The following is a 25,164-nucleotide window of genomic DNA, read 5'->3' as shown; positions in this document are numbered from 1 at the left end:
CGACGTGAGACGGGGGTTAACAGGGCGGAAGGTTGCGTCCCGCGACCCTCCGTACGACAGCACTGCTTGGATTTGAACTGTGAGTAGTCAGGGAACGGAGCCTCTCAATAGCCCGCTAGTCTTCATCGGGTGTCTGTCGCCCGGACTGTTCCGGAAAGCTCAGGTAGCGCCTGATGGCGTCCTGTTCGTAGCTAATCAGCATGTTATAGCTCTCGATCTGCCCCTCTGTCTGGCGTGTGAGTTTGAGCAATTCCTCACGCTCAGGGGCACTGAGTTCATGCACGGTAGGAGCGCTATGCGCGATGGCAGAAGCGGCGTTGTTGCTCGTCAGCCATGCCATGGCAAAGGTTTCCGCGAGATCGCCATCTCCGTAGATGTAGTCTGCTGCGGCTCGCTCTCCGGGGGCCATGAAGTCAACCGCGCCGCTGGCCTTGGCATCCTGCCACGCATTCGAGCGTGGATAAGGAATGTCCCATGTGTAATCGAGCGCCGATGTCGGTATGCCGTCCTTTGGTGCAGCAGCCAGGAGCATGGCTGCGTTTTTTTTTGCATCGCGGACTTTGCAGTTTTTGTGGCTGCAAGGATCTTGTCGAGCAAACGCGTGTTGACCTCCAACTCCGCGCGAATGGCGGCTCGTGCCTCGTACAGTTGATGCCGGTGATGAACATACTCAACGGCCTGTTCCAGGCCAATGGCAATCAACAGACCGATGACGATCGTGGCGATGTGGATAAAGAAGTCTCGCCAGGTTCGGGTCGAATGCTCCGGAACGTGGATATCAAGCATCGGGGTAGCCTGTTCACTGTTTGAAGTATCCGAACTCGGCTTCCCCGGAGCAGCGTGGCTGTCTGCGCTTTCCGACAGGAGCTCGGGGATCGCGGCCACGGGTAGGCTGGGCGTGCGCGGCATATGGATGCTCCTAACCAGACGTTGTTCGCCGCTGCATCACTTGGTCACCGGCTTCTGCTCGGGCACCCGCGCCGAGGTGAAGAAGTGGATCCGCCAGCGCTTGCCGTCGCGATGCAGCTCCGCCGCTTCGAGCCAGCTGAGCGGCTGGGTCTTGCCGTCCCTGGTGATCGAGCCGACGTTGACAAAGGTGATCAGCGCCCGGCGGCAGTCCGCTTCGACGTGCGGCTGGGTGACCGACCACTCGATCCGGGTGCCCTTGGCATGCACGCTTTTGACCATGTTCATCAGTGCGTCGCCGTCGAAGCGCTGGCCGCCGTCGAAGGCATAGAAGTCGGGTGTGGTGACGGCATGGAACGCGGCCAGGTCGTCGGTTCGGGCCGCGGCGTACATCGCACGCAGCGTGGCGGTAACGTCGGCATCGGCCGAGGCCGGTGCCTTGCAGGTGCTACCGGTTGCATGGGCGAGCGGCGTGAGCAGAACGAGGGCGACAACAGGCAGAAAGCTCTTGATCATGACGTGTTTCCTCAGGGTGTAAGCGAGGCCAGATAAGCAGCAACGGCCGTGATGTCGTGGGCGGTCAGTCCGCGTGCGGGTCCTTGCATCAGTTTTGCGTTTCCGCCGGTGCGGGCGCCGGACCGGATGTCCCAGAGCTGTCGCGCGAGGTAACCCGGGTCCCGCCCGGCCAGCGGTGGCGCTATCGCAGTGCCTCGCAGGTTGGCGCCGTGGCAAGTCGTGCAAGGCTGGCCGGCGCTTCCGCCGGAGCGGATCAGGGCCCCGCCGAGAGTCAGCGTGGCGTGCGAGACGTAGACGAACTGGCGATTGGCCAGATCGCCCAGGAAGAGTCTGTTCACGCTCCCCGGGGCCTCGGCCACCGAGCCGTCGAGAGAGTGCGTCGGTCCACCAGTGGGATCAAGATAGGTCCATCCCCAGCGCTCCAGTCGCATCGAAGGGGCGGCCTCCGTTTCCACCACGCGCGTAGGCGTACGCCGGGGAAGCGATGCGTAGTAAGCGACCGCAGCCTGGAGGTCCGTCTGGCTCCAGGCTTTGGCGGTCGCGATCATTACTCCCGTCCCGAGATAGTGCGGTAGCGCCGAGGTACGCACTCCTGATCGGAACGCGGCGAGCTGTTCGAGCAGGTAGTCGGCGGGCAGGCCTGCAATGTCGGGAATCCCCACCATTCCCTGGCCGTTGACGGTGTGGCATTCGGCGCAGGGGGTCGCTTGATCCTTGCCCGGAACAAGAACCACGGCAGGGGGTATGGGATGACTTTGCGGAAACCAGTCTTTTTCGGCAGGCGTCAGCTTATCTACCTGCACGGCGGTCAGCGTGCGCTTGCCGTCTGGGGCGAGGTATCGCCCCGAGGGCATGTCAAGTTCCGCCGTATCGGGTGGCGCGACCGGATAGGCCCAGGCCAGCTCCGGCGGCGGTACAGTCGGTGCCTTGGCCTTCGGTACGACCGCTGCCGACAGCAGGGCAATCGACGCAAGTCCGAACATGCCCGCCATTCCTGCATGCATACGCTTCCCCCGTTGATTCGTTCCGCCATGGTCGACGCGAGACAGTTCGCCAGGCACGCCGCACGGGCCGAACATGGTAAACGTCGCGCTCTCCCCAGTGCCTCTGCCGCCGCATTTACCGTGGCATGCTCCGGGCATAATACCAAGGACATGCGGGCCAGCGTGCAAGTGACTCTTCAAGCATTAGAGGGCGGAAATCCGCCGAGTCTTCGGATATCGTTCCGGGAAATCTTCTCGGCGTAATAAAGGCGAGTCGCATGATCTTCATCAAAGCATCAGTGCTGGCTGTCATTCTCAGCGCGTTCTGCACCTGTTTGGCCAACGCGCAGTCAACCCCACAACCCACGACAAAGGCCGGAGCTCCCTCACGCGATACAACCTATATCGGCGCTGACGGTACGGCCTACATCACCCGGGTTATCCCCGTCCCCAAAACAGTGAGTCCCGAAGCGCAAAAATGGATCGCGCGGCAGATCCCCGATATCGACGCTCCGTCCACGTCCAGTCTCGCAGAACGCCGGCGGCGGACTGACTTGTCGCGAGAGAAAAACGGAAAGATCGCGTTGGAAAAGTATCCGGCGCGGGTCGCTGCCGGGTCAATGGCTGGCGTGCCCGTCACCATAGTCACTCCGCCTCCCAGTGACACCCCCGCAAAACACTTCGTTCTAATCAATATCCATGGAGGCGCGTACGAGTACGACTGCTGCTCTTTGACCGAGAGTATTCCTATCGCCAGCCTGATGAGGACGGAAGTGGTCGCGGTCAGTTATCGCCTGGCTCCCGAGCATCCCTTTCCTGCTGGTGTTGATGACGTCATTGCGGTGTACCGCGCGTTGCTCAAGAGCCATTCTGCAAGCGAGATTGGCATCTACGGAACCTCTTCGGGAGCGGTCATGACCGGCGAAGTCGCGATGAAGCTCAAGCGGTTGGGGTTACCTCAGCCCGGGGCGCTGGGTATTTTCTCCGGCTTCGGCGACTTTACCCAGCAGGGCGACTCCCAGTCGTTCTTCACGGGGGCTGGACTTGCGGGATACTTGACCCCGGCAGCGGGGCTCATGGCTGTGCAAACCGCTTATGTCGGCTCGACGCGGCTGGATGATCCCTTGCTATCGCCGATGAAGGGCGACCTCTCCGGACTGCCACCGACGTTATTCCTGACCAGTACACGCGACTGGTTCTTGAGCGGCACGAGCTTGTTTGATCGAGCCATGTTGCGAGCGGGCGACGATCCCAAACTCGTCGTGTTCGATGGACTCAACCATGGATTCTGGGTCAACCCAACCTTGCCTGAGTCCGATGAGGCCTATCATATCGCTGCGAAATTCTTCGAAAGGCATCTGAAGAACTAGCCCGTTCACCCTTTCGCAGGAAGCGCCCATCACTACACACATGACCTCCCTCCTCCCCGCCATGCCGAGGAGCAGGTGTCCTTCTTGTCGCCTACGGATCACCATTCTGGGCTGACGACACGGATGCAGTGACGGTGCACGAAGAGTGGAGAGGGCACGAGGTGGAAAGGAACTGCCTAGCGACCATCGGGCAATTGCGCTAGCCAATAGGCGCTACGCGGCCGCCTGCAGCGACTCAGGCGCCTCCCTCTTCCCTGAGATGCATGACGCTCGCTATGTCTTGAGCGTGGTGCCCGCCGCAGGCAGCAACTGCAATAACAAAGCCTCGCTGGCTCGTGCCCGTTCTTCGCTGGCCCGTGCCATTGCACGCACTTCGTCGAGCATCGCCTCGCTGGCCTGCGCGTGCAGCGCGAACAGGGCTGAGCTGACTTCGTGTGCCACGTGAGCGAACAGCTCACGCTCCTCGCTGCTGTAGTGCTCATCGGGGCGTAGCCCGATGACCAGAAGGCCCAACAACTGGCCGCGCACCTGGAGCGGAAAGGCGTAGCCTTCGTCTCGCAGAACGCCCCCACGATTCTGAAGGTCCACCTCCGGCTCGCGGGCACGCACGGCGATCACTGCCGGATCGTCGACATCGACGCATTCCGGCAACGCGTGCTCTCCACTCTGCCGCGCCAGTGCAAACCCTTGCCGGCTGCTCTCATAATGCGCCACCCACGGAGCGCCGATGTGGCGCTGCAGCTCGGTCACAGTGAGTTCCATCAGACTGTCAGGGTTACTGACAAAGGCTGCTTCGTGGGCGAAGCGACGCAGCGTGCTTTCCTGCAAGTATTGGCGGCGAAATATCAGCCGCTCGACCAGACCGTCGATGCGCCGATGGACCGTAGTAAGCGATACTCCCAAGGCCAGCGGCACGAGCAGCTCAAGCAGAAGACTCGCCCGTTCGCCCACAGCGATGCGTTCGATCACGCTCTCAAAGAGGGCAAACAGGCCCAATATCAGGCTGGTCGTCGCCGCATAGACCAAGGTGCGATTGAGCACCACGCTGAAGTCAAGCAGTCGCGTTCTCACGACACCATAAAGTAGCCCCATGAGAGATAAGGAGAACATACCGCGTGCAATGAGCGGCGAGGCGACGGGACCGAATATCGGTGAATTAATTAGGAAAATGGCGGCCACGTAAATCGCGCCGCAACGGGTCACCCATCCGAGGCGCAACCGCTGTGCCGAACTGGCACGCGGTAGTACGGAAAACAGCATCGCCACCGGAATGGCATAGCTCAGGGTTAACACCACGCCGTAGGCCGGACGCATCAGTTCGGCCCAGCCCATAGCAACGAATGCCAGCAATCCGGCCAGCGACTGTATAGCACCTAGTCCCAGCATGACGAAAAAAGCAATGCGCCAGCCTCTGGCGGCGCGTGGCGTCAACAGCGTCGCTGCCATCACCTCCGCCATGACGTAGAAGCTTAGCCTTGCCAGCAGGAACAATACGTTGGAGGCCAGCAGCACGGTCAGGCCAATCGCACCATCAGAAGGGATCCACTGGAGTGTCAGGCCGAGCAGGAATGCGGTTGCCCACAGCGCCAGACCCATGGCGTCGCGGCCCCGTCCTCTCCAAAGAGAGAGCAAGGCGATGGCCGATAGGCAGAACGGGTAGCTGAAAAAGGTGAGCAGGCCCCAGTCCAGCAAACGCTGAACAGGAGATTTCTGGTTTAAAGAAACGCCGTGCACCGTGATGACCGTCGGCGCGCCTTCGGCGCCAGCGTGCCGTACGACCAAGTCGTAAGCCGAGTCGTTGGGGAGCCGGTTGAGGTTGGTCGACTTGATCAACGCGATGCGGGTAGCCGGTGCAAGCGCCGAAAGGTCGATGCGGTCGCCAGGCCTCAGCTGCGAGGGAAGCAGCACGCTGTCCTCCGCTAGCACCACGGCAACATGCGCGTTGGCAAGCCTGACGATCGGAAACCCAGAGCGCGGGGTAGGTGCGAACAAACTCCAGCCCACGTAACCAATGGCCGTCACAACTATCAACGTGAGCAACCAGAGGACCCCTTGGCGACGATGCATGACCACCCCTTATGCTGTAAGACGAGGCCCGCAAGGCCTGCTTCGGTCGAAAATATATGATTATGTTGGGCGTCAGCAATGGTCCGGTATGCCCATTCGCCAGCGAACCCATCGTTGACCCGGGCTAGACCCATCGTCGCGATGCTCCTCGCCAGATCCATCATTGCACTCGTAACCAGGTTTCCCGAAAGTGGACAGTCGCCACTGGCGGCTTAGGGTCGGTCAGCGACCGTCGAGCAAGAGCCGCCAACCGACAGCAGGGCGCACTTCAACCAAAGGTCGCTGACCGGCCAGTAACGGCCGGTCGTCTACTGCTAGTGCAGGCCGCAAAGCAGTCATTCGAAAGCGACCAGCACTCCAGCGCAATCAGAATGCATCCCAATTTGATGGCTAATTGCGTCGCTCCTCTTACAACGCCGCGCGTCCAATGGATGCGCCACCGTCCACATACAAGGTTTGTCCAGTGATAAATGAAGCATCATCGGAGAGCAGGAAGGCGATGCTTGCGGCGATCTCTTCCGGACGGCCAAAGCGTCGCATCGGCACGGCATCGAGATAACGCTGCTCACCGGTACTTCCTGTTGGGTTGTTAGCGCGAAACAGGTCCGTCTCTGTAGGTCCGGGAGCCACCGCGTTGACGGTGATCCCTGTTCTCGCCAGTTCCAGCCCCCAGCTACGAGTAAAGCTGATCAAGGCGGCCTTCGCGGCCGCATAGGCGGTACGCTCGACGGCCCCCAGTACGGTCAGGCTGGCGATGTTGACGATACGTCCCCAGCCACGCTGCTGCATACCGGGCAACAACGCCTGGGTGATCTGCAGTGCGGGATGCAGGTTCACCTGCATCACCTCGCCGAGTGCGGAGAGCGTCACGTCACCAAGGCGTTGCGGGCGCACCAGCCCAACGTTGTTGACCACGCCATCGAAGGGAAAGCGCCGAGTGAGATCCACTAGTGCGTTAGCCGTGGCTTCCGCATCCCCTAAGTCGATCGGCAGCAATTGTCCTGGGAAGTCATCTGTCAGATGGCGGGCTATGCCCACCACCCGGTGGCCGTTTGCCGCCAAACGCTGGGAAAGCGCAAGACCAATGCCTTTGCCGGCGCCGGTAATTAAAAAGGTGCGTTGCATAATGAGGATCCGTTGACGTATGGATGAGCCACAGTAGGATCTGAGACATTGAACTAACTTTGGCACTCTGGAGCCTACTGCTAGATAAAGCGAACGGAAGTCGGCGGCTCAGCTCAACTTAGTAAACAAATAAAATTCTCGCCGAGCATCAGGCCATTTCCATGCTTAGAAAGTTGCTGATTCAGAACATCGGCTCACCGGCGGCGATGCAACTAATCATCGGCAGGATCGATCTCTGCCACATAATACCGACCGTCTACGCGGCCTGCCCCAATTACCGTAACTCTCGACACACGGGCGAGATATTCTCACCAACGAAAGTATATAGCCCACCGGCAAAGGCGACTCGATCTGCGCCGGGTCGATTCGAGAGAGTAGGCACGGGGCTGCGCAAACAGCTTTTGAGTATCTGGAGGGGGTCGAGCAAAGCTGAAACCATACAGATCATTTACGACAGGACTGGCGAGCTCATTGGCTTATCCGCCCTTAGAAGACTATTCCTACTAACGCCATCGTTTCGCCGCGGTTTGGCTCGTGGGTTCCACCGTTTGAGATATGGCGTATTTGAACGCTAAAACGGCGTGATTGCCAGCCAATCGAGCTGGTGAATTCGTAGGCGCTGCTTAGCGCCATTGTACGCCCTGTGTTGTATGTCGGCTGAAAGCTAAAAAAAAGATGCCGATACCAGTTGCTTGGATCCCCGTATTGAAACCTGGCGCCAGCTGCAGCTACGAATGCATGATCGCGGACGTCATATCGACCAGGCCAATGATTAGCTACGTGTCTTCCCGAAATCCACCCGGTGGAAAAATCGCATTCCCAGCCAAGACGGCCGTCACCGATCATCCGTGGATCGCAGACACTCTCAAAAAAGATTGAGTTTGCTCCACGACTGTCGGAATAGCTTCGGCCCGCCTCAACTTCCAATGTGTTTCCTTCAGCAGAAACACAGAAGCAGAAAAAAGAAAGAGCCAAAACGGATGGTCGGACTGCTATAGAAGCGCTCATGTGAAGTATGGCCTCTTCTTCTTGTCAATTAATGAGTCAAGACACGCTGCGTGAAGGCACACTGCAGGGCTGCAGCCGCGACTTGTCTGAATTTGACGTTCGAGCAACCATGCAGAGATAGCCACCATCTGCAGATTAGGAATGGAGAACATCGATTTCTTGCTGCTTTTTGCACCTTTTTGAATGTTTTCATCGGTGTTCTGATCAAGGATTTCAGGTGTACGTCGAACGCTTTCGCGACGCCATATCCTAAAAGACGCGTTGCTCTATTGGGGGCGTCATACCTGATGCTCGAGCAAATGACGGCTTCAACAATTTGCCGGCTTTGGGTCCCATTCAAAGCACCTTTCTTGGAATGATCTGACCAGCTTTATTTGAGCAACTTTTGTTATTGGTGACGATCAATTGTCGAAGCGAAAATTCATGCACTGACTTCGAGACCAAATCGTCTTTTCCGTGATCGACAGGGATGATTAGTTGCTGCATATCGGTCACTCAAAGTGCTGCCGTGCAACCCGCGAATGACTTGCATGGTGATAAACCGCGCTCAAGAGTCGGGCGCTCTTAAAGAAATTGAGTTCTTTACTGGTCTGAATAGAATGGGCCAATGATTCGCGCGCAGATAAGGTCTATTTATGGTCATGCGGCCCAGTGATGAGCGCAGTGCGGGAACGCATTCAGGAGGGATTACCCCAAAACAGCCCCTGTAGGGGATCGTATGAACTAAGTGATGGGAGAAAGGCTTATCTACGATGCTACGCAGCGTGTAGATATGAGAACGAAGCGTGTCTGTATCCGGGAGCGTTTCCCCCCAAATTTCGCGCTCGATCTCCTGTCGAGTGACATAGTTCGGTGACCTTCGCATTAAGATCCTGAGCAATCTCACTCCCATGGGGGTTGGAGTGAGGCATTTGCCAGCGCGCGTAACGATCCCTGTTGCTGTGTCCAAAGTCATATCCGCTACGGTAAGCAGGCCCGTAACGACTTGCCCTTTGTATCGCCGAATCTGAGCACGAACTCTTGCTTCCAACTCCGCCGCATCGAAAGGCTTGACCAAATAGTCATCCGCTCCAGCTTCGAATCCAGCAATCTTATCGTCTAGCGTCTCGTTCCCACTAATGATGAGAATGGGAGCAGATTTTTTATATTCGTCTCTGAGTTTTCTACACAGTTCCAGTCCGTTGATTCCCGGCAACGTCAGGTCAAGCACAATTGCGTCGTAATTACCCGAGGCAGCTAATCGAAAGCCTGTCTTTCCGTCGGGAGCGTAGTCGACAGAATAGTTTTTTTGTTCAAAAGTATCGCCGACGACATTGGCGATCAGCTGCTCATTCTCGACAAGTAATATCAATCCGCTTATGCCGGTTCGCGCGCGCATGGCACCTCCTTGGGAATGTCATGTCGGACTGGATTCCTGTTTCATGGCCCTCGACTCTCAAGCAACACCCTCACTTCGCCCGATGGCGTCCATCAGCACTTTAGGCTCGTAGTAGGCCACCCAGATACGCGTGGCCAAGCCTTCATGAAAATCCCAGTGCTCTGAAATCTTGATGCGCTTGTCGGTGCCCTTGATGCCTACATTGATCAGGGCCACCGCATGATCCCCCTCGACGGTCAGGCTGTCGTAGGAAAAGGGGCCGAAGTCGAGGAAGCGGGCCACTTGGGGAATCACGACATTGAGGTAAGCATCCCTGCCGAGGGAGTCGCCGCCCCATGGCAGATAATTTGGCGCGCTGCAGACGAAGTCGACGTGCAACTTTTCCTTGATGCCTGAAAGATCGCCACGCACGCCGCCGCTGTAGAAAGCTTCAACAACGCTGCGATTGTGGTTGGCTCGGGCACTGGTTGGGTTGGCAGTTTCACTCATGTTGTTTCTCGGGCAAGGGGCGGATGGGGCCGCCGTTGAGTTCACCGGTCAGGAACTGCGCGCGGCCGTGGCCAAAACTCCAATCGGCAGCGCCGTTCGTGGTGATGTTGATCACCAGGTCTCCGGGGTTGGCATCAAGTCGTTCGTGCAACAGCTCGCACACGCGTTGGTAAAAGTTGACCTTTTCAAGCTCACTGCGCGGGCGCGAGGTGACACTCAGCATCACCAGCGATGACGACCGGGAAATGCCCAGCCCGGTATCGAGCACGATGAGCTGCTCGGGACGATGCTCGGTGATGGTCTGGTAGCGGTCGTCGCGGGGCACGCGAAAGGCAAACACCACGGCCTCATGCACCAGGTCAGCAATCAGCCGAACCTGTGCGGGCGTGCGTCCCTCGATCAGATCAATACGTACCAGCGGCATGCTCGGCGTCCTGGGGAAATCGCGCTGTTGAAGTCGCATCCGTTTCGCGGTGACTAGCCGGCGCGGGCTTGTTGGTGCTGCATGCGCCACGCGCCGGGATTGCAACCGACAAGCCGGGTGAAGGTGTGGTTGAAGTGGCTCTGCTCGGTGAAACCGCAATCACCGGCAATGTCGATCATCATCCGCGTACTGGTTTCCAGCAGCGACTTGGCGCGATCCACGCGCGAGTGCGCCTGCCAGCGTCGCGGGCACATGCCCACGGTGGCGCGAAACGCCTTGGAGAAATATCCCGGCGAGGTACCGCAGGCCGCCGCCACCAAGGCGATGCTTGTGTCCTCCGACGGCGTGGAAAGCAGCTGCCGCGCGAGCTCCACCTGCCATTCGGCAAGCTGCCCACCGCCCGCGCTATCGGGCTTGCCGGCGAGTCGTGCCTGTGTGCTGCAAAGGTGCAGCGCCTCGACCAGCACTTCGGCGCAGTCATCGAAAGAGCGATCCTCGCGCAGCGTCGCCACAAGCAGGATGCGAAGCGCATCAACGATGACGTCGCCGGGTGCATGAAGCAGTTCAAGATGGACGAAAAGATCGTCGCCATCGTCCATCTGCATGATTTGCAACACGTCTGCCTGTGCGCCTGCAACACCGATCCGATGGGTCGACTGGAAAGTCCGACGCCATTGCCGCGGACTCATTCCGGTGGCGCGTACGAAGGCATGAGAGAAATGCGTCATCTGCTGGAAGCCGAGCGACTGCGCAATCCGGGTTAGTGACTCACTGGTGTCGACCACTGCGCGGCGCGCGATGGCCAGACGCAGTTCGAGCCGCCAACGATAAGGCGGAACGCCCATCGAACGTCGGAATGCTTTGGCAAAGTGAGCACGCGAAACGCGGCAGGCCGTGGCGATGTCGTCCAGTTCGATGGCCTGATCCAGATGCTCACCCAGCATCTGAAGAGCCCGCTGCAACTGCCAGCCCGCCAGTGCTCCGTGGACGATGGCGGCCGCTCCAACCTTGCGCGCGCAAGCCGATTCCAGCGCCGCAAAGCGTCCGACGAAATCCGCATGGCTGTCGCTCAATCCACGTGCCCAGTGAGCGGCGGTGGCCAAGGCATGTAATCCCTGCTCATCCAGGTTGACGGCAAGCGAGCGGGCGGCGCCGTCGTCGCCTATCCCGATTCTGTGTCGGCCAGAAAATGAAACGATGCTGCGTCCTTCGCATTGCGTGAGTGCCATCGGCATAAGGAGCTGACGCAGGTCACTGATCACTGCGTTGTTCAGGTTGGCCGTCATCGCATTGTCCTCGCAGGTCTGGCGACGTTCGTCTCGCGCCGCAAAACCATGCTAGGTCGCTGGTTGAACTGGCACATGCCCCAGGTGTGGCCAATTTCAGCCCCTCATATCGGGGGTGATGCATGACCATGCATCTTTTCAATCGTGCCGACCGCATGCGGGGCTTTCGCGCCCCTCTGGAAGTCGTATACGGACGTGCAGAGCTTCAGACGCCATCACTCAGCCCGCTCTTGGCGGGGCAGCCAATGTGATCGAAACTCTCTGTGGGAGGCTGCAGCGGAAGACAGCGACTCCCATCGTTCCAGCCGCCCTCGACGTCAGCGCAACGGGCGATCCACTGATGCACTAGCCGTCTTCGGGGAAACGCGTTCCGAACATCGGAGACCCGCTTTTTGACGTCTCGCGCGTCGCCTCGTCCTGGATCACATCCCAGTGTTCGACGAGCAGGCCATCGGCCATCCGTACAATGTCGACGACGATCCAGTCGGCGGGCAGACCCGTATTCGCGTAGCGACCATGGACCATGACGATGTCGCCTTCGGCCAGCACCTGCCCGGCTTCATACCGAAGCGCAGCCGGCGCGGCACGAATGAGATCGAACAAACCATCACGACCTGGCGGAATGTGGGCGCTGTGTTGCTGATAGCTGGCTGACCACAGCCGTTCGGCGGCGGCGTAATCGCGCCGGTTGAACAGCGTATCGAAAGCATCAAGCACGAGCTGGCGGTTGGAAGTTGCGATAGTCATGGTGCATGTCCTGATGAAGAGCCTCTTGCGAGCGTAGCGATGGGCGTATCACATCGCTTGTCGCTAGTTGCCCGTTTGCGTCTGAACAGGCAAGCCTTCATGAAAGTTCAAGGCCGGTCACAGCAGCAAGCGCATAGATGATTTTGCTACCGACGAGTCAGCTGATCAGGGCACAATGCATGCGTGCGCAGGAACGCACCAGCAACCAACCTGGTCACATCGTGATGATGCCGCGTCGCATGGCGATGGCGACGGCGTGGGTGCGATCGCGGGCGGCCAGCTTGGCCATGATGCTCTTCATGTGCCCCTTGACTGTCTCTTCGGTGATGCACAGCGCTTGCGCCACCAGCTTGTTGGAGTTTCCCGCCGCCACGCATGACAGCACGACGGTCTCGCGTTCGGTCAGGGCGTCCTGGATGAGATGCGCCGCGATGTCGCTGGCTACTTCCGGAAGGATGTAGCGATGCCCGGCGAAGACGTTGCGGATGGTATCCACCAGCTCTTTTCGCAAGGCTCCCTTGAGCAGATATCCCTGTGCCCCTGCCTTGATGGCACGAAGCGCCTGCACATCGCCCTTGTACGTGGTCAACACCAGGATGATCGCGTCGGCAAATTCCTTGCGCAGGATCGTGATGGCCTCAAGACCATCCATGCCGGGCATCTGCAAGTCCATCAGGGTCACATCAGGACGTAGCTTGCGAAAATGTTCAATCGCATCGAGCCCGTCGCTGGCTTCGCCGACTATCAACATGTCAGGCTGACTGTTTACCACTCCAACGATCCCCTCCCGCAGAAGGGGGTGGTCATCAACAACAAGAACGCGTATGGGGGGAGCTGGTGCCGCCATGGCTAGATGTCAGATACGGAGACAACTGAGTATAGACCCGCATCTCGAGACAGCTATACACATGTGCACAGTCATCAATTTCTTTTCAGCTACGCGGCTTCAATAGACGCCACTGCGTACCGTGCTAGGTTCCGTCAGCAACACAAGATGCCCCGTGCGTTCGAGTTCGTCCCACACGGAGCCATCGTCTCTTTCGGCGAGAAGCCCATACGCGGTGCGCCCGTCAAATGCACGTTGGTGCTGCGCCATCCAGTGGGCAGCGCGCCGGCGATCAGTAAATTCTGAAAGTAGCAACTCCGCCAAGCTGGTGTGGCTGCGCTCCAGCGCCCCAAAAGCATCCAGCATGGTCTGCTCACGCAGGAGGTGAATTCGCTCCAGCTCACGAGAGATGTGCTTGTAGTCGACAGCGCGATTGTTCATGAGGCTACCTATGATCGGAGTATTAATAGCAGCGAAGCGCTCAGACGCCTCAACATTCTTGAGAAAGTCGAGAACTAGTGTTGTCCGGCCGATATTGACGAGCGCTGCGGCAGTAAACCGCCCAGACTCGAGATGCACTCGCCCAAAAATCACTCAAGCAGCCGTCCATCGTCGGGTTCGAATGCCGCGGCGGCTCGCAAGACGGCGAGCGTATCGGGAATATTTCCAAAGATCGTGCAGAACTGAATTTCGCCATGACACAAATGGCAGCGCCCCCTGATCCCGCAGCTACTGCTATGGGTGTCATTGCATCAAGGGGGTTTCCGATAGTCGTGAACGAGCTTGCACGCACAGGTTTGGCCCCTAAGGTGACGCATCCAATCTACGACTCTGTGGCAACTGTGAATTGTCGCTTCTTGCAATAGGTGCAAAAAAGTGAAACGAAGCTTGGGTTGTGGCGCGGTGCACAGTCGAGCGGTTGATGCGACGACAAGGCTTGCTCGCTGCGGTGCGCGGCAAGGTTGTGCGCAGGACAGTGGACGACCCTAAGCGATATGCCCACTGGACCGGGTCAATCGGCAGTTCCGTGCCGAGCGGCCGAACCAGCTTTGGGTCTCGGATTTCACCTACGTCTCGACCTAGCAGGGATGGCTCTAAGTGGCCTTCGTCATCGACGTGTTCGCAAGACGCATCGTTGGCTTGCGCGTCAACAGCTCGATGCGCACGGACTTTCTGCTCGACGCCTTGGAGCAGGCGCTCTACGCACGTCAACCGGAGCGTGACAACAGCTTGATTCACCATAGCGATCGCGGGTCGCAATACGTTTCCATTCGATTCAGCGAACGCTTGGCAGAAGCAGGTATCGAGCCGTCAGTGGGAAGCACAGGCGACAGCTACGAGCGCGAAGCCTGCCCTTGGGGCACAACGCGCTTGCAGAAACCATCAATGGCCTCTACAAAGCCGAACTGATCCACCGCCGAGCACCATGGAAAACCAAGGAGACCGTGGAGCTCGCTACGCTGGAATGGGTGGCCTGGTTCAACCACCACCAACTACTCGAACCCATCGGCTATATCCCGCCAGCCGAGGCCGAGGCAAACTACTACCGGCACTCGCCAGTCAGGCCACCGCAGTGGAGGCCTGACTTAAACGCAACAGCCTCCACGGAACCCGGGGCGATTCAGATCTTTCCCGCTAAGAGCTTTCAGTAAGTCCCGTTGAGTGCCGTCTCTGCTTCGGTGAGCGAAACCAAGTGGCCCTTCCGCTCTAACTCGTCCCACACTACCCCATCACCCTTTTTTGCTAGCAACTGATAGGCAGTCCGACCCTCAAACGCTAGTTGGTGCTGCGCCATCCAATGAGCAGCTCGTCGACGATCTGAGAATTCTGAGAGTAATAACCCAGCTAAGTGTCACGTCCCGTGTGATCCTATCGAGCTGCGTCTCTGGCGTTTTGCCGCTGCCCGTGATGCGATGAGGCAACTGATCACCGAACTGAGAACCGAACGATGGCCCTGACGCTCCATCCTTTGGCCCGCACCACGCCACGTACACGCGCTGAGCTGCGGGCCGAGGATCACTCGCTCAGTGATGCAGCCCTGGCACGGAAGTACGGCGTGACCGCACCGACCGTGCGCAAGTGGCGCGAACGCGAGTCGACGCAGGACCGCTCGCACCGGCCGGACACACTGCACTGCACATTGAACCCGGCGCAGGAAGCGGTGGCCATGGAAATCCGCCGCGCGCTGTGGCTACCGCTGGATGACCTGTTGGTGGTCGTGCGCGAGTTCTTGAACGCTAAGGTGTCTCGATCGGGACTGGCCCGATGTTTGACTCGCCACGGTTTGAACCGGCGCCCTGTGGAAGACAAGGACGCGCCGGCACCGGCTAAATCCTTCAAGGACTATGCACCCGGCTTCCTTCATATGGACATCAAATACCTGCCGCAGATGGCCGATGAAACGGCGCGGCGCTATCTGTTCGTTGCCATCGATCGCGCCACGCGCTGGGTTTTCTTACGCATCTATGCCGATCAGAGCGAGATCAGCAGCACGGACTTTCTGCGTCGCCTCCAGGCCGCCGCGCCGATGAAGATCGTCAAGCTGCTCACCGATAACGGCAGTCAGTTCACCGACCGTTTCACCAGAAAGACCAAGATGCCCTCCGGCGAGCACGCGTTTGATCGTGAGTGCGTCAAACTGGGCATCGAGCATCGCTTGATCAAACCGCGTCACCCGCAGACCAACGGCATGGTTGAGCGTTTCAATGGTCGCATCACTGAAGTGCTGGCCACCACGCTTCGTTCACGCGATGATCTACAGACCACGTTGGAACGCTACGAGAAGCTTTACAACGACCATCTTCCGCAACGCGCACTCGGCCACAAGACACCGCTTCAAGCGATACGGACCTGGCAGACCGAGAGGCCAGAGCTATTCAATGGCAAATCAAAGAACCAGTCGGGACTGGACAGCTAAGCATGAATGGCTGCGCTCGAGTGCCAAGAAAGCATCCAGGATGGTCGGCTCTCTTAGCAAATGGATTCGCTCCAGATCGACAGCGAAGTTCTGAAAGTCAACTACGTGCTAACTCATCATCCAATCCTTGATCCTCGCATACGAAGCCACCGAAGCGCTCAGCCACTTCGACACGCTTCAGAAAATCAAGCACCAGAGCTGCGCGGCCCATGCGGACAAGTGAAGCAGCGCTCAGTCCACCGAGACTCGCAATACGTTCGTGTGAAAACCATTCAAGTAGCTTCGTTTTATCCTTCTCGAAAGCTGAAGCAGATCTCAAAACTGCGAGCGTGTCCGGAATGATCCCGAACATAGTGGAAAAATCGTGCTCACCAATACGACTTACTACCGAGTCTCTTGGATCAGTAAGCACTTCCTGACGCATCTTGGCACGTAGGCGAACAGCTCCAATATCTGTGGGAAAATTTGTACGCATGGTGTTCACCGGCGGAAGCGACATATCTAATCTAAGATGGATAGTCGAACGGAACTTGTCGCTTTCTGTGGTAACTGCCGAAAAGCGGAGCGGTCGGCATCTCGAGATGGAGAAATCCAATTACAAGGGATATTCCCACCATTTTTAAGATGTCCAAACCGTTTGCGCATAACCCGGGGGCTTGCCGTGTAATGGTGAACAAAAGTTATCGATCGGAGCGACCGGACCAATTTTTTCCGTTTAGACGGATATCGGCGCCGACGCCCTCCACTCAGACTTCAGATCCGTTTCTGGGCAGGAGTCTGTGGCATGAGGGTTTGGGTACCGGGTTAGTCATCAGGCGCGTGGTGCATTCCAGTCCGATCTATGACGTTCGGTTCAGACATGATAATTCGCGAAGAATTTTGCTTCGAAGCGATCAGCCTGACTGGGAAATTGAAGATCCGCTGTTGTAGAAATCCGCAGCTAGCTCTGCGATCAGGACTGCGGCATCGGACTTGGTATCAAAACGCATGATCGGCTCTTGCTCGTCCGTATCGAACAAGATGAAGCCTTTCTCAGCCGGTCTAATCTCAAGCATAAGGCGCCCTGCATCAGGAAGAGTGCTCCGGTCGTCGGTTCCACCAGACGTTGCAGCGTCGGCTTTCGCCTGGACACCTGTCGGATCGGGCCGGACTTGCGGAGCCACCCAACAATGAGTTGTTGCTCGTGTTGCCGGTATCGGGGTTGGGAGCCAGAAGCTGTAGGACGTTTCCTATGCCAAATCGGCAGCCGGTGCGCATGGCGCAGTCGCTAGTGGAAATCTCTCGATCGCGATTCAAGCGTTCCGAGTAGGTGGGTCAGGTCCCGCAAATGATGGGCAATCAAGTGGCAGACGCCATCTTGGACCTCCCACTGCCCGTCCACAGCCAGCAGCTGGCTTTCCAGCAAGACGCGGTGTTGAAGCTCAGCCGTTTTACGCCACACGATGACATTGACCATGCCGTGTTCGTCTTCGATGGTCACAAAGGTCACACCACTTGCTGTTGCGGGCCGCTGACGCATGGTCACCATGCCAGCGACCCGCACAAAACTTTTATGCGGCCGCGTGCGAAGCGTCTTCGAATCGACGCATCGCGATGCCTTCAATCGGGCGCGAATTTGTCGCAGCGGGTGCGGCCCCAGCGTGAGCCCGGTGCGCGCGTAATCGGCCAACGTGTTTTCTGCCTGTGTGGGCGCGGGCAGCAACACAGGTTGCTCACTCGGGCTGGAATTGCCAAACAGCGGCAACTGCATTTCGACGCCGGCGGTGGCCCAGCGCGCGCGATGGCGATTGCCAGCAAGCCCTCGCAGCGCCGACGCATCAGCCAACAATTCTTGATGGCGCTTGTCCAGTCCACCGCGGCCGCACAGGTCGGGCACATCATCAAACGACCGAGTGGCGCGCGCGGTTTGAATACGAAGCGCCACCGCTTTGCTAAAGCCGCGCAGCTGCCGAAAACCCAGCCGAATGAGCGGCGCGTCGTCAGTGCATCGGCTATCAGTTTCCAACGTACAGTCCCAATCGCTGTAGCGGACATCCACGGGGTGAACACGGATGCGATGCCGCTGCGCGTCCTGAACAATTTGGCTAGCCGAGTAAAAACCCATCGGCTGACTGTTCAACAAAGCACACGCGAACGCCGCCGGCTCGTGCGCCTTGAGCCAGCACGACGCGTAAACGATGCCGGCAAAACTGGCCGAATGAGATTCGGGGAAGCCATAAGATCCAAACCCCTTGATCTGCTCGAACAGCTGGGCGGAAAACTCTGCCGTATATCCCCGTTCAATCATGCCGCTCATGATCCGCTCGCGGTGCTTCTCCATACCACCATGGCGCTTCCACGCGGCCATCGCTCGGCGAAGCTGGTCGGCTTCACCCGGGGTGTAGCCGGCAGCCACAATGGCGAGCTTCATCACCTGCTCCTGGAACAACGGAACACCCAACGTTCGCTCGAATACAGCCTTCAAGTCTTCCGACGGATACGTGACGGGCTCCTCGCCGCGGCGGCGCCGTAGATAAGGATGCACCATGTCGCCCTGGATCGGACCAGGCCTAACAATGGCCACTTGGATGACCAGGTCGTAGAACGTCGCGGGAAGATGCCGGGGCAGCATCGACATCTGCGCCCGACTCTCGATCTGGAACACCCCCAAGGTGTCAGCGCGCTGGATCATGGCGTAGGTCTTAGGATCTTCCGCGGGCAGCGTCGCCATCGTGTAATCCTGCCCGCGGTGATTCCGTAACAGGTCCAAGCATTTGCGCACGCACGTCAACATGCCGAGCGCCAGGCAATCGACCTTCAGCAGATTCATGGTATCCAGGTCATCCTTATCCCATTGGATGATCGTGCGGTCCGGCATGGCCGCGTTTTCCACTGGCACCAACTCGGTCAGCGGTGCATCGGCGATGACGAAACCGCCGACGTGTTGGGAAAGGTGTCTTGGCTTGTTGAGCAGTTCAGCGGTCAGTCGGATGATGCGTAGGATAACGGCGCTATCCGGATCAAAGCCGCGTTCGCGCAAATGGTCGGAGAGATCCGCCTCTCCATCCCACCAGGCAAAGACACGGCTGAGCTGGTCAATCTGGTCGAGTGGCAATCCCAAGGTCTTGGCGACATCGCGAACGGCACTCTTGCCGCGGTAGCAAATGACGGTCGCGGCCAAGGCCGCGCGCTCGCGCCCGTACTTGCCATAGATGTACTGAATGACCTCTTCGCGCCGCTCGTGCTCGAAGTCGATGTCGATATCCGGCGGTTCGTTACGCTCCTTGCTGATAAAGCGTTCAACTAACAAATTCATGCGGGCCGGATCGACCTCAGTGACGCCGAGCGCAAAGCACACGGCCGAGTTCGCCGCGGACCCACGACCCTGGCAGAGGATTCCCTGGCTTCGCGCGAACCGCACGATGTCGTGGACCGTCAGAAAGTACGGCTCGTACTTGAGCTCTTCGATCAATGCCAGCTCGTGTTCGATCTGCTGACGAACTTTGTCCGCTATCCCCTTTGGCCATCGCCAGTGCATACCCGTTTCGGTCAGCTGGCGCAGCCAGCTGATCGCTGTATGCCCCTCGGGCACCAGCTCGGCGGGATAGCGGTACTGCAACTCCTTCAGTGTGAATGTGCAACGTCGTGCGATAGCTGCGCTCTCTTCCAGCAAGTGGTCGGGATAAATCGATGCGAGTTTGTGTAAGGCGCGCAGGTGACGTTCACCGTTGCGCGCCAGCACTGCGCCAGCCTCGGCTATTGGCAACCGGTGACGAATGGCAGTGAGCGTGTGCTGTAGCGCCAAGCGCTTGCGGATATGCATGTGGACGTCGCCCGCGGCGACCATCGGCAGGTTGAGCACGCGGCTGACCTCCCCGAGCTCGCGCAGACGTCGCGCATCATCGGGGCCGTGATGTAGCTCGACCGCGAGCCACGCGCGTTTCCCGAACTGCTCGCGCACCCAACGTCCCTCCTCCATCGCCACATCGAACCCGGGTATCCACAGTACCAACGTGCCAGGCAGCCCATCTTCCATATCAGCACGCTCCAGCCGATACGTGCCCTTCTCTGAGGCCCGCCGGCCTTTGGTGATGAGCTGACACAAGCTGATGTAGCCTTGTTTCGTCTCGCACAGAACGACGAGCTTTGGGCCATTGGTCAACTGGATTTCACTGCCGACGATAAGCGGTACGTCTGTGTCGCGCGCTGCCTCGAAGGCGCGCACGATCCCGGCCAGCGAACACTCGTCGGTGATCGCCAATGCCTCATACCCGCAGGTCTTCGCGCGACCAAACAGCTCGCGCGCGCTAGAGGCGCCGCGTCCAAACGAAAAATCGGACAGGCAGTGCAACTCCGCATACCCGCTCACGCAAACCAGCCGTGGATCATCCACCCTGTTTGTTCGCCCGGTGGACAGAACGCCCACGCGTGCTGACCCAATGACGTTTCCACCACGTAGTAATCGCGGCACACCTCGCCGTCATCCCACCAGCCCGTTTCCAGGCGCTCAGGCCCCGACAAAATCAGCGGCTCATGCCCGCGCAGAGGAATGGGCCGCTCCAATAACCACGTCGGCCGGGGGTGTGCTTCGATCGCCACGTGTGCACTCGCCGCGATTTGTTGAGCGCGTTCCGGCCGTGGATCGGTCGTGCTGCCCAAGCCATAAACCGCGCCATCACCCAGACGGGCGCGCAGGCGCTCGCGCAGCTGTTCGAACGGCAGCGCGTTGGCCGGTCGCTCATCGAAGAGATCGCGTCCGGCGGGCACGAACGCGGGCAGATCGCGCGCGATCAGTCGCAGCGCCAGCACCGGTTCGGTGAGCGTCACGTGCTCCAGGCGGCCGCGGGCGAACTCGAACAGCATGGCCGGGTCGCGCTCTGCAGCAAGCAGGCCTACGACCACGTCGGTGTGGCGATCATCGCGGTGTTCCAGCCGCAAGAGGAACCGCTGGACCCCGCCATCGCGCCCAGCCAGATACGCCGCCAGGTCACTCGTCATGCGGCGAACGGGAAACACCAGCATGGCGAGGTTTTCGACCTCGTGAACCAGCTCGATCCTCAGATCAAACACATCAGGTGGTCGGAAGCTGTCGAGCCCGGACGGCAGATCACCCGTCACGCGGTCGAGGTTTGCCAGGAGTTCCGCGCCGAAGCGCCGGCGCAGCCCGTCTCGGGGAAGCGCCAGCAGCTGACCCAGGGTTCGCACGCCCATGCCCGGCAAACTCGACGCCGAGGCCGGCAACCGGCTTTTCTGGATGGGCACGCGTCGCAGCGCGTTGATTAAGGTGTCTCGGGTCAGGACCGCGAGCCCGTCGCTGACACCGGCCAAAATGTAAGCGGCATGCGGCGTCGGTGCCGCTGCAATGCGGTGGCGAAACCCGAGCTCTTCCACGTCGGCCCGCAACATGGATTCGAGGCGCGGCCAGGGGCCAAACAAGCCCATGCTCTTGCTGACCTCCAGGACGATGGCATGGGGCAGCAAACAGACTTCGGAGCTGTAGCGGTAGGCCACCGCCGCCAGAAAACGGTGCCAATTCTCGACCCCATCCGGGTCATACGGAACCGCATCGAATTGCGCCAGAAGTGCGTGTGCGGCGGTCAGTCTCTGGCCAACGTGCAAGCCTGCCGCGCGCGCCGCGTCATTGACGGCGACCACGGTCCGCGCGTTGACGGGACCATCGACCAACACCAGCGGCCCATCGACGGGCCGGCGTCGGAGGATCCCATCCAGCGCCAGATGCGGCAGCAATAGACACGCCCACATACCCGGCCGCCATCAATGCGAATGGCGCGAAAGGGGAACGGGCTGGCTCGGCGCGTTGCCACCCCGACATTTGCGGACCCAGATCTGGGCCCGCGGCATCGCTTCCAGTTCCAGCCGCAGAGCCGCAGGCGACGCATTCGACAGATGGCGACGGTCGCGAAAAGCTAGAGCGAGCGCCTTGCCGGTGTCGGCGGCGACCTGAAGGCGTCGCAGCGCGCGATCGTCGGCCTGATGCGGCCAGACCAGGACCGCCGAGCAGCTGCCCGACCGCAGACACTGTTCGGTTGCCCAGAGCACGTCCTTGTCGCCCGCCGCGACGATTTCAACGCGTCGCATGTCCACGCCCCGCTGTCGCCAGCCGGCGACGCACGGCACGTAGGGCGGCGCAACAATCACGACGCTGCGCTTGCCTTGCGTTAGCCGCGCGAGGGTGGGCAACACCAGCTGGAGTTCCCCGACGCCATCGACGGGCAGCAGTATTTCCGACAGCGCCGCGTCCGGCCAGCCACCGGCCGGTAGGATCGCGTCGAGTGCCTTCCAACCGGTCGGCTGATCGCCAGCCGGTGCAGGTGCTTCCCGGCCCCGCCAGACCTGGCGACCTTCCAGCAAGCTCGACAGTGCAACAACGGCAGCCATCAGCCAGACCTCAAAAGGCCGGCGAACAAGCCTTCAATCGCGAAGTCTTCGGTCGGGTTGGGATCAATCGGGTGAAAGCCCGGGCTGTTGGGTAACAACCGAATGACATCGCCTTTCAAATGCAGCCGTTTGATCGTAAAACGATCGCCATCCAGTCGCGCGGCCACCACCTGGCCGTGTCGCGCCACCGGTGTCGCGTGCACGCCCACGATGTCCTGATCCAGAATGCCTTCATCGCGCATGGAATTTCCGACCACGCGCACCAGATAGTCCGGTCGCAAGCGAAATGCCCATCGGGACACACGTAACGTCCGGTCAATACGACTTTCGGAAAACAGCGGCTCACCGGCGGCGATGCGACCTATCAGTGGGAGTTCTAGTGTGTCTGCATCCAGGGGGTCGGATTCGTGCACCAGCCGGATGCTGCGCGCGCGGTTGGGCTCCATGGTCAACCGACCTTTGGCCTCCAGCGAGCGGACGTGCTTGAGCACGGCGCTCACGTTGCCGATCCCCAGGGCCTCGCCGATTTCTTCAAGCGTGGGGGACTGACCATCCCGCTCGATGCGAGCCCGGATGAAGGCGAGGACATTGGATTGGCGACTGGTGATCTGGATCGTCATAGCTCACATAGTTTCACCAAAATAGGTGAAAATGGAAGAAGAAAAAGATATCCTCAGAACCACTCGAGACGGATCAAGGGGTTGGACCGCAAACTGCACCTGATGTCGAGCACTGATCTAGGCATCAGGCTCGCGCAAACCGATCTCATGGCCTGAGATGAGTCATTGATCCACTCATGACCGACGCACCGATCTCACATGGCGTTGGTGAGACTTGCCGGTATATAGACCACGAACGCCCAGGAGTGCCGAAACGCATGTGTTACAGCGCGCAAATCTGGGCGGACTTTCGAAAATACGAACGCTTTGGCGGCAAGCTCGCGATCAAGGAGTTCACGAATCTCGCCGGCTGGACGAAAAAAAAGGGTACGTGGGTGAAAGTTGTGCCGAAGGCCATGCGCCAAGCGATGACGGATACCGCAAGCGGCGTGCTCGACATCGGCACCGTCGAGTTGGCTCGCGAGGCAGACGCGGAAGCGATCGCGCTGATCGCCGCGGAGATCGGCGTGCAGGAAGCGCGTCTGGTCGAAGCCAACGCCAAGTTGGCGTCAGCCAAACCGACCAAGAAAGCCGAGAACGATCGCCGCATTGCAACCAACAAGATCGACGCCGGCCGGAAGAAGCTTGACGACATGGCCTCCCCCGCCTCGGCGGATGGCATCGGCCGCATCTGGCCGGGCTACTTCGCCCCAGTGATGATTCGTGACCCGGAAACGGGCGAGCGCTCTGTGGTGCCCATGCGCTACCGATGCCGCTTGCCCGGCTGGACGGAAGCAGATGAGATTGAAAAGCCCGGCACTTACAACGCTCGTCGCGACAAGCTGTCGACGGTGTGGCGCAAGGTCTTCGGATACCACCATGGCGTCATGGTGGTGGATCGCTTCTATGAATCGGTTTATCTCCACCACCTGCAACGGCGAGAGTTAGTTCCGGGCGAGCGAGAACAGAGCGTGGAAATCCTGTTCACACCGTCTACTGGTGAAGATCTTTTCGTGGCCTGCTTGTGGACGTATGTCGAACCGGAAGGCGACAACTCAGGGTTCTACACCTTTGCCGCCATCACCGATGAACCGCCGCTAGAAGTGGTAGAGGCCGGACATGATCGATGCCCCATTCCAATCCGCGAAGACGACATCGACGTGTGGCTGAATCCTGATCCGAACGATCTGCCGAGCCAATACGCTGTTCTGGATCGACGCGTGCGGCCCTTCTACGAACATCAGTTGGCAAAGCCTGAAAATTGATCAGTTCCGTATCCCCTCACCTGTTTGGTGTCACTTCCGACGATGCAAATGAGATTCCAGCCCTTGCCACACACGAATGAACTAAGTTCCCACCAGTTTTCAGATGGTCCGATAACTTTTATGTCCTGCCCTACGGGCGCACATGCTGACCCAACACCTTCCCTTTCTCATAGCAGCACGCTCGCAAAGTGGATGCAGCTGAAGACATGCGCCGCCGTCATGCTTCTGGGCATCAGTGCAAACGCACTTTGCGCACCAACGGCTCCGTTCTTTGACGGGGTTCTCCACGCCAAAAGTCCGCACGGTGTTTACACAGAACTCCGGTTTGAACCTCATCGTCTGATCGCGCAAGTGCACGGACCTCACACCTGCGTCTTGCACGCCCACCTCGTGCACGGCGATCCGCACGTCAGCCACTACGCGATCGAAACGCCTCAAGGGGGACATTTTTGCGATGAAATGGTTGATGGTGAAATCGTGATTCGCCCGCATTCACCGAGAGATGTGATGGCCGACTTTAAGTCGCCACGTATGCGCTGGTCAGGGGAGTTCCACCGCTACATACCGGGGCGCTGAGCTGGATGATTAAAAGACCGCCCCAAATTGGGCAGAAACTGCCGTTCGCGGCCATCACTATCGTTACACGGTTCGGGCCCTCCCACGCGATTTTAGGATCATTAACACGATTCAAGATCGACGCAGTGACTTTTGCCGCTATTGGCTTTACGTCAAGAGCCCTGTTCATGGGACGGCTCTGCTTAAAACCAACCGAGCTAACGTCGGCCGTCGCAGCCCCAAGATTAACCTTCCAACCTTGAACCTCTGCCCTTGACGAGCCTCCTCCTACTATCGCTCCATGGCGCTCGATTAGGAAGCTGAG

23 protein-coding genes and 1 pseudogene are annotated in these 25,164 nt (G+C 59.2%); 6 read left to right on the top strand and 18 right to left on the bottom strand.

Annotated features, from left to right (window positions below; translation table 11 throughout):
* Window positions 1-115 precede the first annotated feature (115 nt).
* Window positions 116-532: a hypothetical protein gene (locus tag ACDK93_RS09680; RefSeq protein ID WP_458068277.1), complete on the bottom strand. Its 417-nt coding sequence runs from the start codon at window positions 530-532 to the stop codon at window positions 116-118.
* Window positions 533-660: 128 nt separating this feature from the next.
* Here ACDK93_RS09680 and ACDK93_RS09675 point away from each other — a divergent pair, with 128 nt between their 5' ends.
* Window positions 661-810, top strand: a complete 150-nt coding sequence (locus ACDK93_RS09675) for a hypothetical protein (protein WP_458068276.1) — start codon at window positions 661-663, stop codon at window positions 808-810.
* Between the two features lie 135 nt (window positions 811-945).
* On the opposite strand, the gene ACDK93_RS09670 is transcribed toward ACDK93_RS09675, so the two are convergent.
* Together ACDK93_RS09670 and ACDK93_RS09665 are read right to left on the bottom strand one after the other, a co-directional pair.
* Window positions 946-1,422 (bottom strand): nuclear transport factor 2 family protein, encoded by a 477-nt coding sequence (locus ACDK93_RS09670; protein ID WP_458068275.1) that lies wholly within the window; start codon window positions 1,420-1,422, stop codon window positions 946-948.
* 11 nt (window positions 1,423-1,433) lie between these two features.
* On the bottom strand, window positions 1,434-2,405 hold the full coding sequence (locus ACDK93_RS09665; RefSeq protein ID WP_458068274.1) for a c-type cytochrome: 972 nt from the start codon (window positions 2,403-2,405) through the stop codon (window positions 1,434-1,436).
* A 278-nt stretch (window positions 2,406-2,683) separates the two neighbouring features.
* Between ACDK93_RS09665 and ACDK93_RS09660 the strand changes: the two genes are divergently transcribed.
* The gene (locus tag ACDK93_RS09660) at window positions 2,684-3,775 is read left to right on the top strand and encodes an alpha/beta hydrolase (RefSeq protein WP_458068273.1); all 1,092 of its coding nucleotides are present in this window, start codon (window positions 2,684-2,686) and stop codon (window positions 3,773-3,775) included.
* A 273-nt stretch (window positions 3,776-4,048) separates the two neighbouring features.
* Here ACDK93_RS09660 and ACDK93_RS09655 read toward each other — a convergent pair whose 3' ends face one another.
* The 10 genes from ACDK93_RS09655 to ACDK93_RS09610 all read right to left on the bottom strand — a co-directional run bounded on the left by ACDK93_RS09655 (window position 4,049) and on the right by ACDK93_RS09610 (window position 13,566).
* Complete coding sequence (locus tag ACDK93_RS09655) at window positions 4,049-5,842, bottom strand: GAF domain-containing protein (protein WP_458068272.1); 1,794 nt, start codon at window positions 5,840-5,842, stop codon at window positions 4,049-4,051.
* Between the two features lie 408 nt (window positions 5,843-6,250).
* A complete protein-coding gene (locus tag ACDK93_RS09650) occupies window positions 6,251-6,967 on the bottom strand; it encodes an SDR family oxidoreductase (protein WP_458068271.1) in 717 nt (238 codons plus the stop codon).
* 486 nt (window positions 6,968-7,453) lie between these two features.
* Window positions 7,454-7,813 carry an acyloxyacyl hydrolase gene (locus tag ACDK93_RS09645; RefSeq protein WP_458072412.1) on the bottom strand — a complete coding sequence of 120 codons (360 nt, stop codon included), beginning with the start codon at window positions 7,811-7,813 and terminating at the stop codon, window positions 7,454-7,456.
* Window positions 7,814-8,522: 709 nt separating this feature from the next.
* Window positions 8,523-9,353, bottom strand: coding sequence for a response regulator transcription factor (locus ACDK93_RS09640; RefSeq protein WP_458068270.1), 831 nt, complete (start codon window positions 9,351-9,353; stop codon window positions 8,523-8,525).
* A gap of 57 nt (window positions 9,354-9,410) precedes the next feature.
* The gene (locus ACDK93_RS09635) at window positions 9,411-9,842 is read right to left on the bottom strand and encodes a nuclear transport factor 2 family protein (RefSeq protein WP_458068269.1); all 432 of its coding nucleotides are present in this window, start codon (window positions 9,840-9,842) and stop codon (window positions 9,411-9,413) included.
* A complete protein-coding gene (locus ACDK93_RS09630; RefSeq protein ID WP_458068268.1) occupies window positions 9,835-10,266 on the bottom strand; it encodes a tautomerase family protein in 432 nt (143 codons plus the stop codon). The genes ACDK93_RS09635 and ACDK93_RS09630 overlap by 8 nt, the downstream gene beginning before the upstream one ends.
* Before the next feature lie 53 nt (window positions 10,267-10,319).
* Window positions 10,320-11,552, bottom strand: coding sequence for a helix-turn-helix domain-containing protein (locus tag ACDK93_RS09625; RefSeq protein WP_458068267.1), 1,233 nt, complete (start codon window positions 11,550-11,552; stop codon window positions 10,320-10,322).
* A gap of 345 nt (window positions 11,553-11,897) precedes the next feature.
* Entirely contained in the window at window positions 11,898-12,299 is a 402-nt protein-coding gene (locus ACDK93_RS09620) for a nuclear transport factor 2 family protein (protein ID WP_458068266.1), read from the bottom strand.
* A gap of 214 nt (window positions 12,300-12,513) precedes the next feature.
* On the bottom strand, window positions 12,514-13,146 hold the full coding sequence (locus tag ACDK93_RS09615; protein ID WP_458068265.1) for a response regulator: 633 nt from the start codon (window positions 13,144-13,146) through the stop codon (window positions 12,514-12,516).
* 99 nt (window positions 13,147-13,245) lie between these two features.
* Window positions 13,246-13,566, bottom strand: coding sequence for a DUF2384 domain-containing protein (locus ACDK93_RS09610; RefSeq protein ID WP_458068264.1), 321 nt, complete (start codon window positions 13,564-13,566; stop codon window positions 13,246-13,248).
* A gap of 442 nt (window positions 13,567-14,008) precedes the next feature.
* On the opposite strand from ACDK93_RS09610, the pseudogene ACDK93_RS09605 reads away from it, so the two are divergent.
* Window positions 14,009-14,710 (top strand): annotated as a pseudogene (locus ACDK93_RS09605) (IS3 family transposase); the annotation flags it as partial.
* 363 nt (window positions 14,711-15,073) lie between these two features.
* On the top strand, window positions 15,074-16,042 hold the full coding sequence (locus ACDK93_RS09600; RefSeq protein ID WP_458068263.1) for an IS481 family transposase: 969 nt from the start codon (window positions 15,074-15,076) through the stop codon (window positions 16,040-16,042).
* Window positions 16,043-16,139: 97 nt separating this feature from the next.
* On the opposite strand, the gene ACDK93_RS09595 is transcribed toward ACDK93_RS09600, so the two are convergent.
* The 5 genes from ACDK93_RS09595 to lexA all read right to left on the bottom strand — a co-directional run bounded on the left by ACDK93_RS09595 (window position 16,140) and on the right by lexA (window position 23,040).
* Window positions 16,140-16,517 (bottom strand): hypothetical protein, encoded by a 378-nt coding sequence (locus ACDK93_RS09595; RefSeq protein ID WP_458068262.1) that lies wholly within the window; start codon window positions 16,515-16,517, stop codon window positions 16,140-16,142.
* Window positions 16,518-17,309: 792 nt separating this feature from the next.
* Window positions 17,310-20,390, bottom strand: coding sequence for an error-prone DNA polymerase (locus ACDK93_RS09590; RefSeq protein ID WP_458068261.1), 3,081 nt, complete (start codon window positions 20,388-20,390; stop codon window positions 17,310-17,312).
* The gene (locus ACDK93_RS09585; protein WP_458068260.1) at window positions 20,387-21,784 is read right to left on the bottom strand and encodes a Y-family DNA polymerase; all 1,398 of its coding nucleotides are present in this window, start codon (window positions 21,782-21,784) and stop codon (window positions 20,387-20,389) included. The genes ACDK93_RS09590 and ACDK93_RS09585 overlap by 4 nt, the downstream gene beginning before the upstream one ends.
* 12 nt (window positions 21,785-21,796) lie before the next feature.
* Window positions 21,797-22,420 carry a translesion DNA synthesis-associated protein ImuA gene (gene imuA / locus ACDK93_RS09580; protein ID WP_458068259.1) on the bottom strand — a complete coding sequence of 208 codons (624 nt, stop codon included), beginning with the start codon at window positions 22,418-22,420 and terminating at the stop codon, window positions 21,797-21,799.
* A complete protein-coding gene (gene lexA, locus ACDK93_RS09575; protein ID WP_458068258.1) occupies window positions 22,420-23,040 on the bottom strand; it encodes a transcriptional repressor LexA in 621 nt (206 codons plus the stop codon). Before lexA ends, imuA begins: the two co-directional genes overlap by 1 nt.
* Window positions 23,041-23,216: 176 nt before the next feature.
* Between lexA and ACDK93_RS09570 the strand changes: the two genes are divergently transcribed.
* Together ACDK93_RS09570 and ACDK93_RS09565 are read left to right on the top strand one after the other, a co-directional pair.
* A complete protein-coding gene (locus ACDK93_RS09570; protein WP_458068257.1) occupies window positions 23,217-24,284 on the top strand; it encodes an SOS response-associated peptidase family protein in 1,068 nt (355 codons plus the stop codon).
* Window positions 24,285-24,476: 192 nt separating this feature from the next.
* Window positions 24,477-24,860, top strand: a complete 384-nt coding sequence (locus ACDK93_RS09565; RefSeq protein ID WP_458068256.1) for a hypothetical protein — start codon at window positions 24,477-24,479, stop codon at window positions 24,858-24,860.
* Window positions 24,861-25,164: the final 304 nt, after the last annotated feature.

The sequence above is a fragment of the Rhodanobacter sp. BL-MT-08 genome, assembly GCF_054161255.1.
The sequence above is the reverse complement of the archived record's forward strand: the minus strand, read 5'-3'. Positions and strand labels throughout refer to the sequence as shown.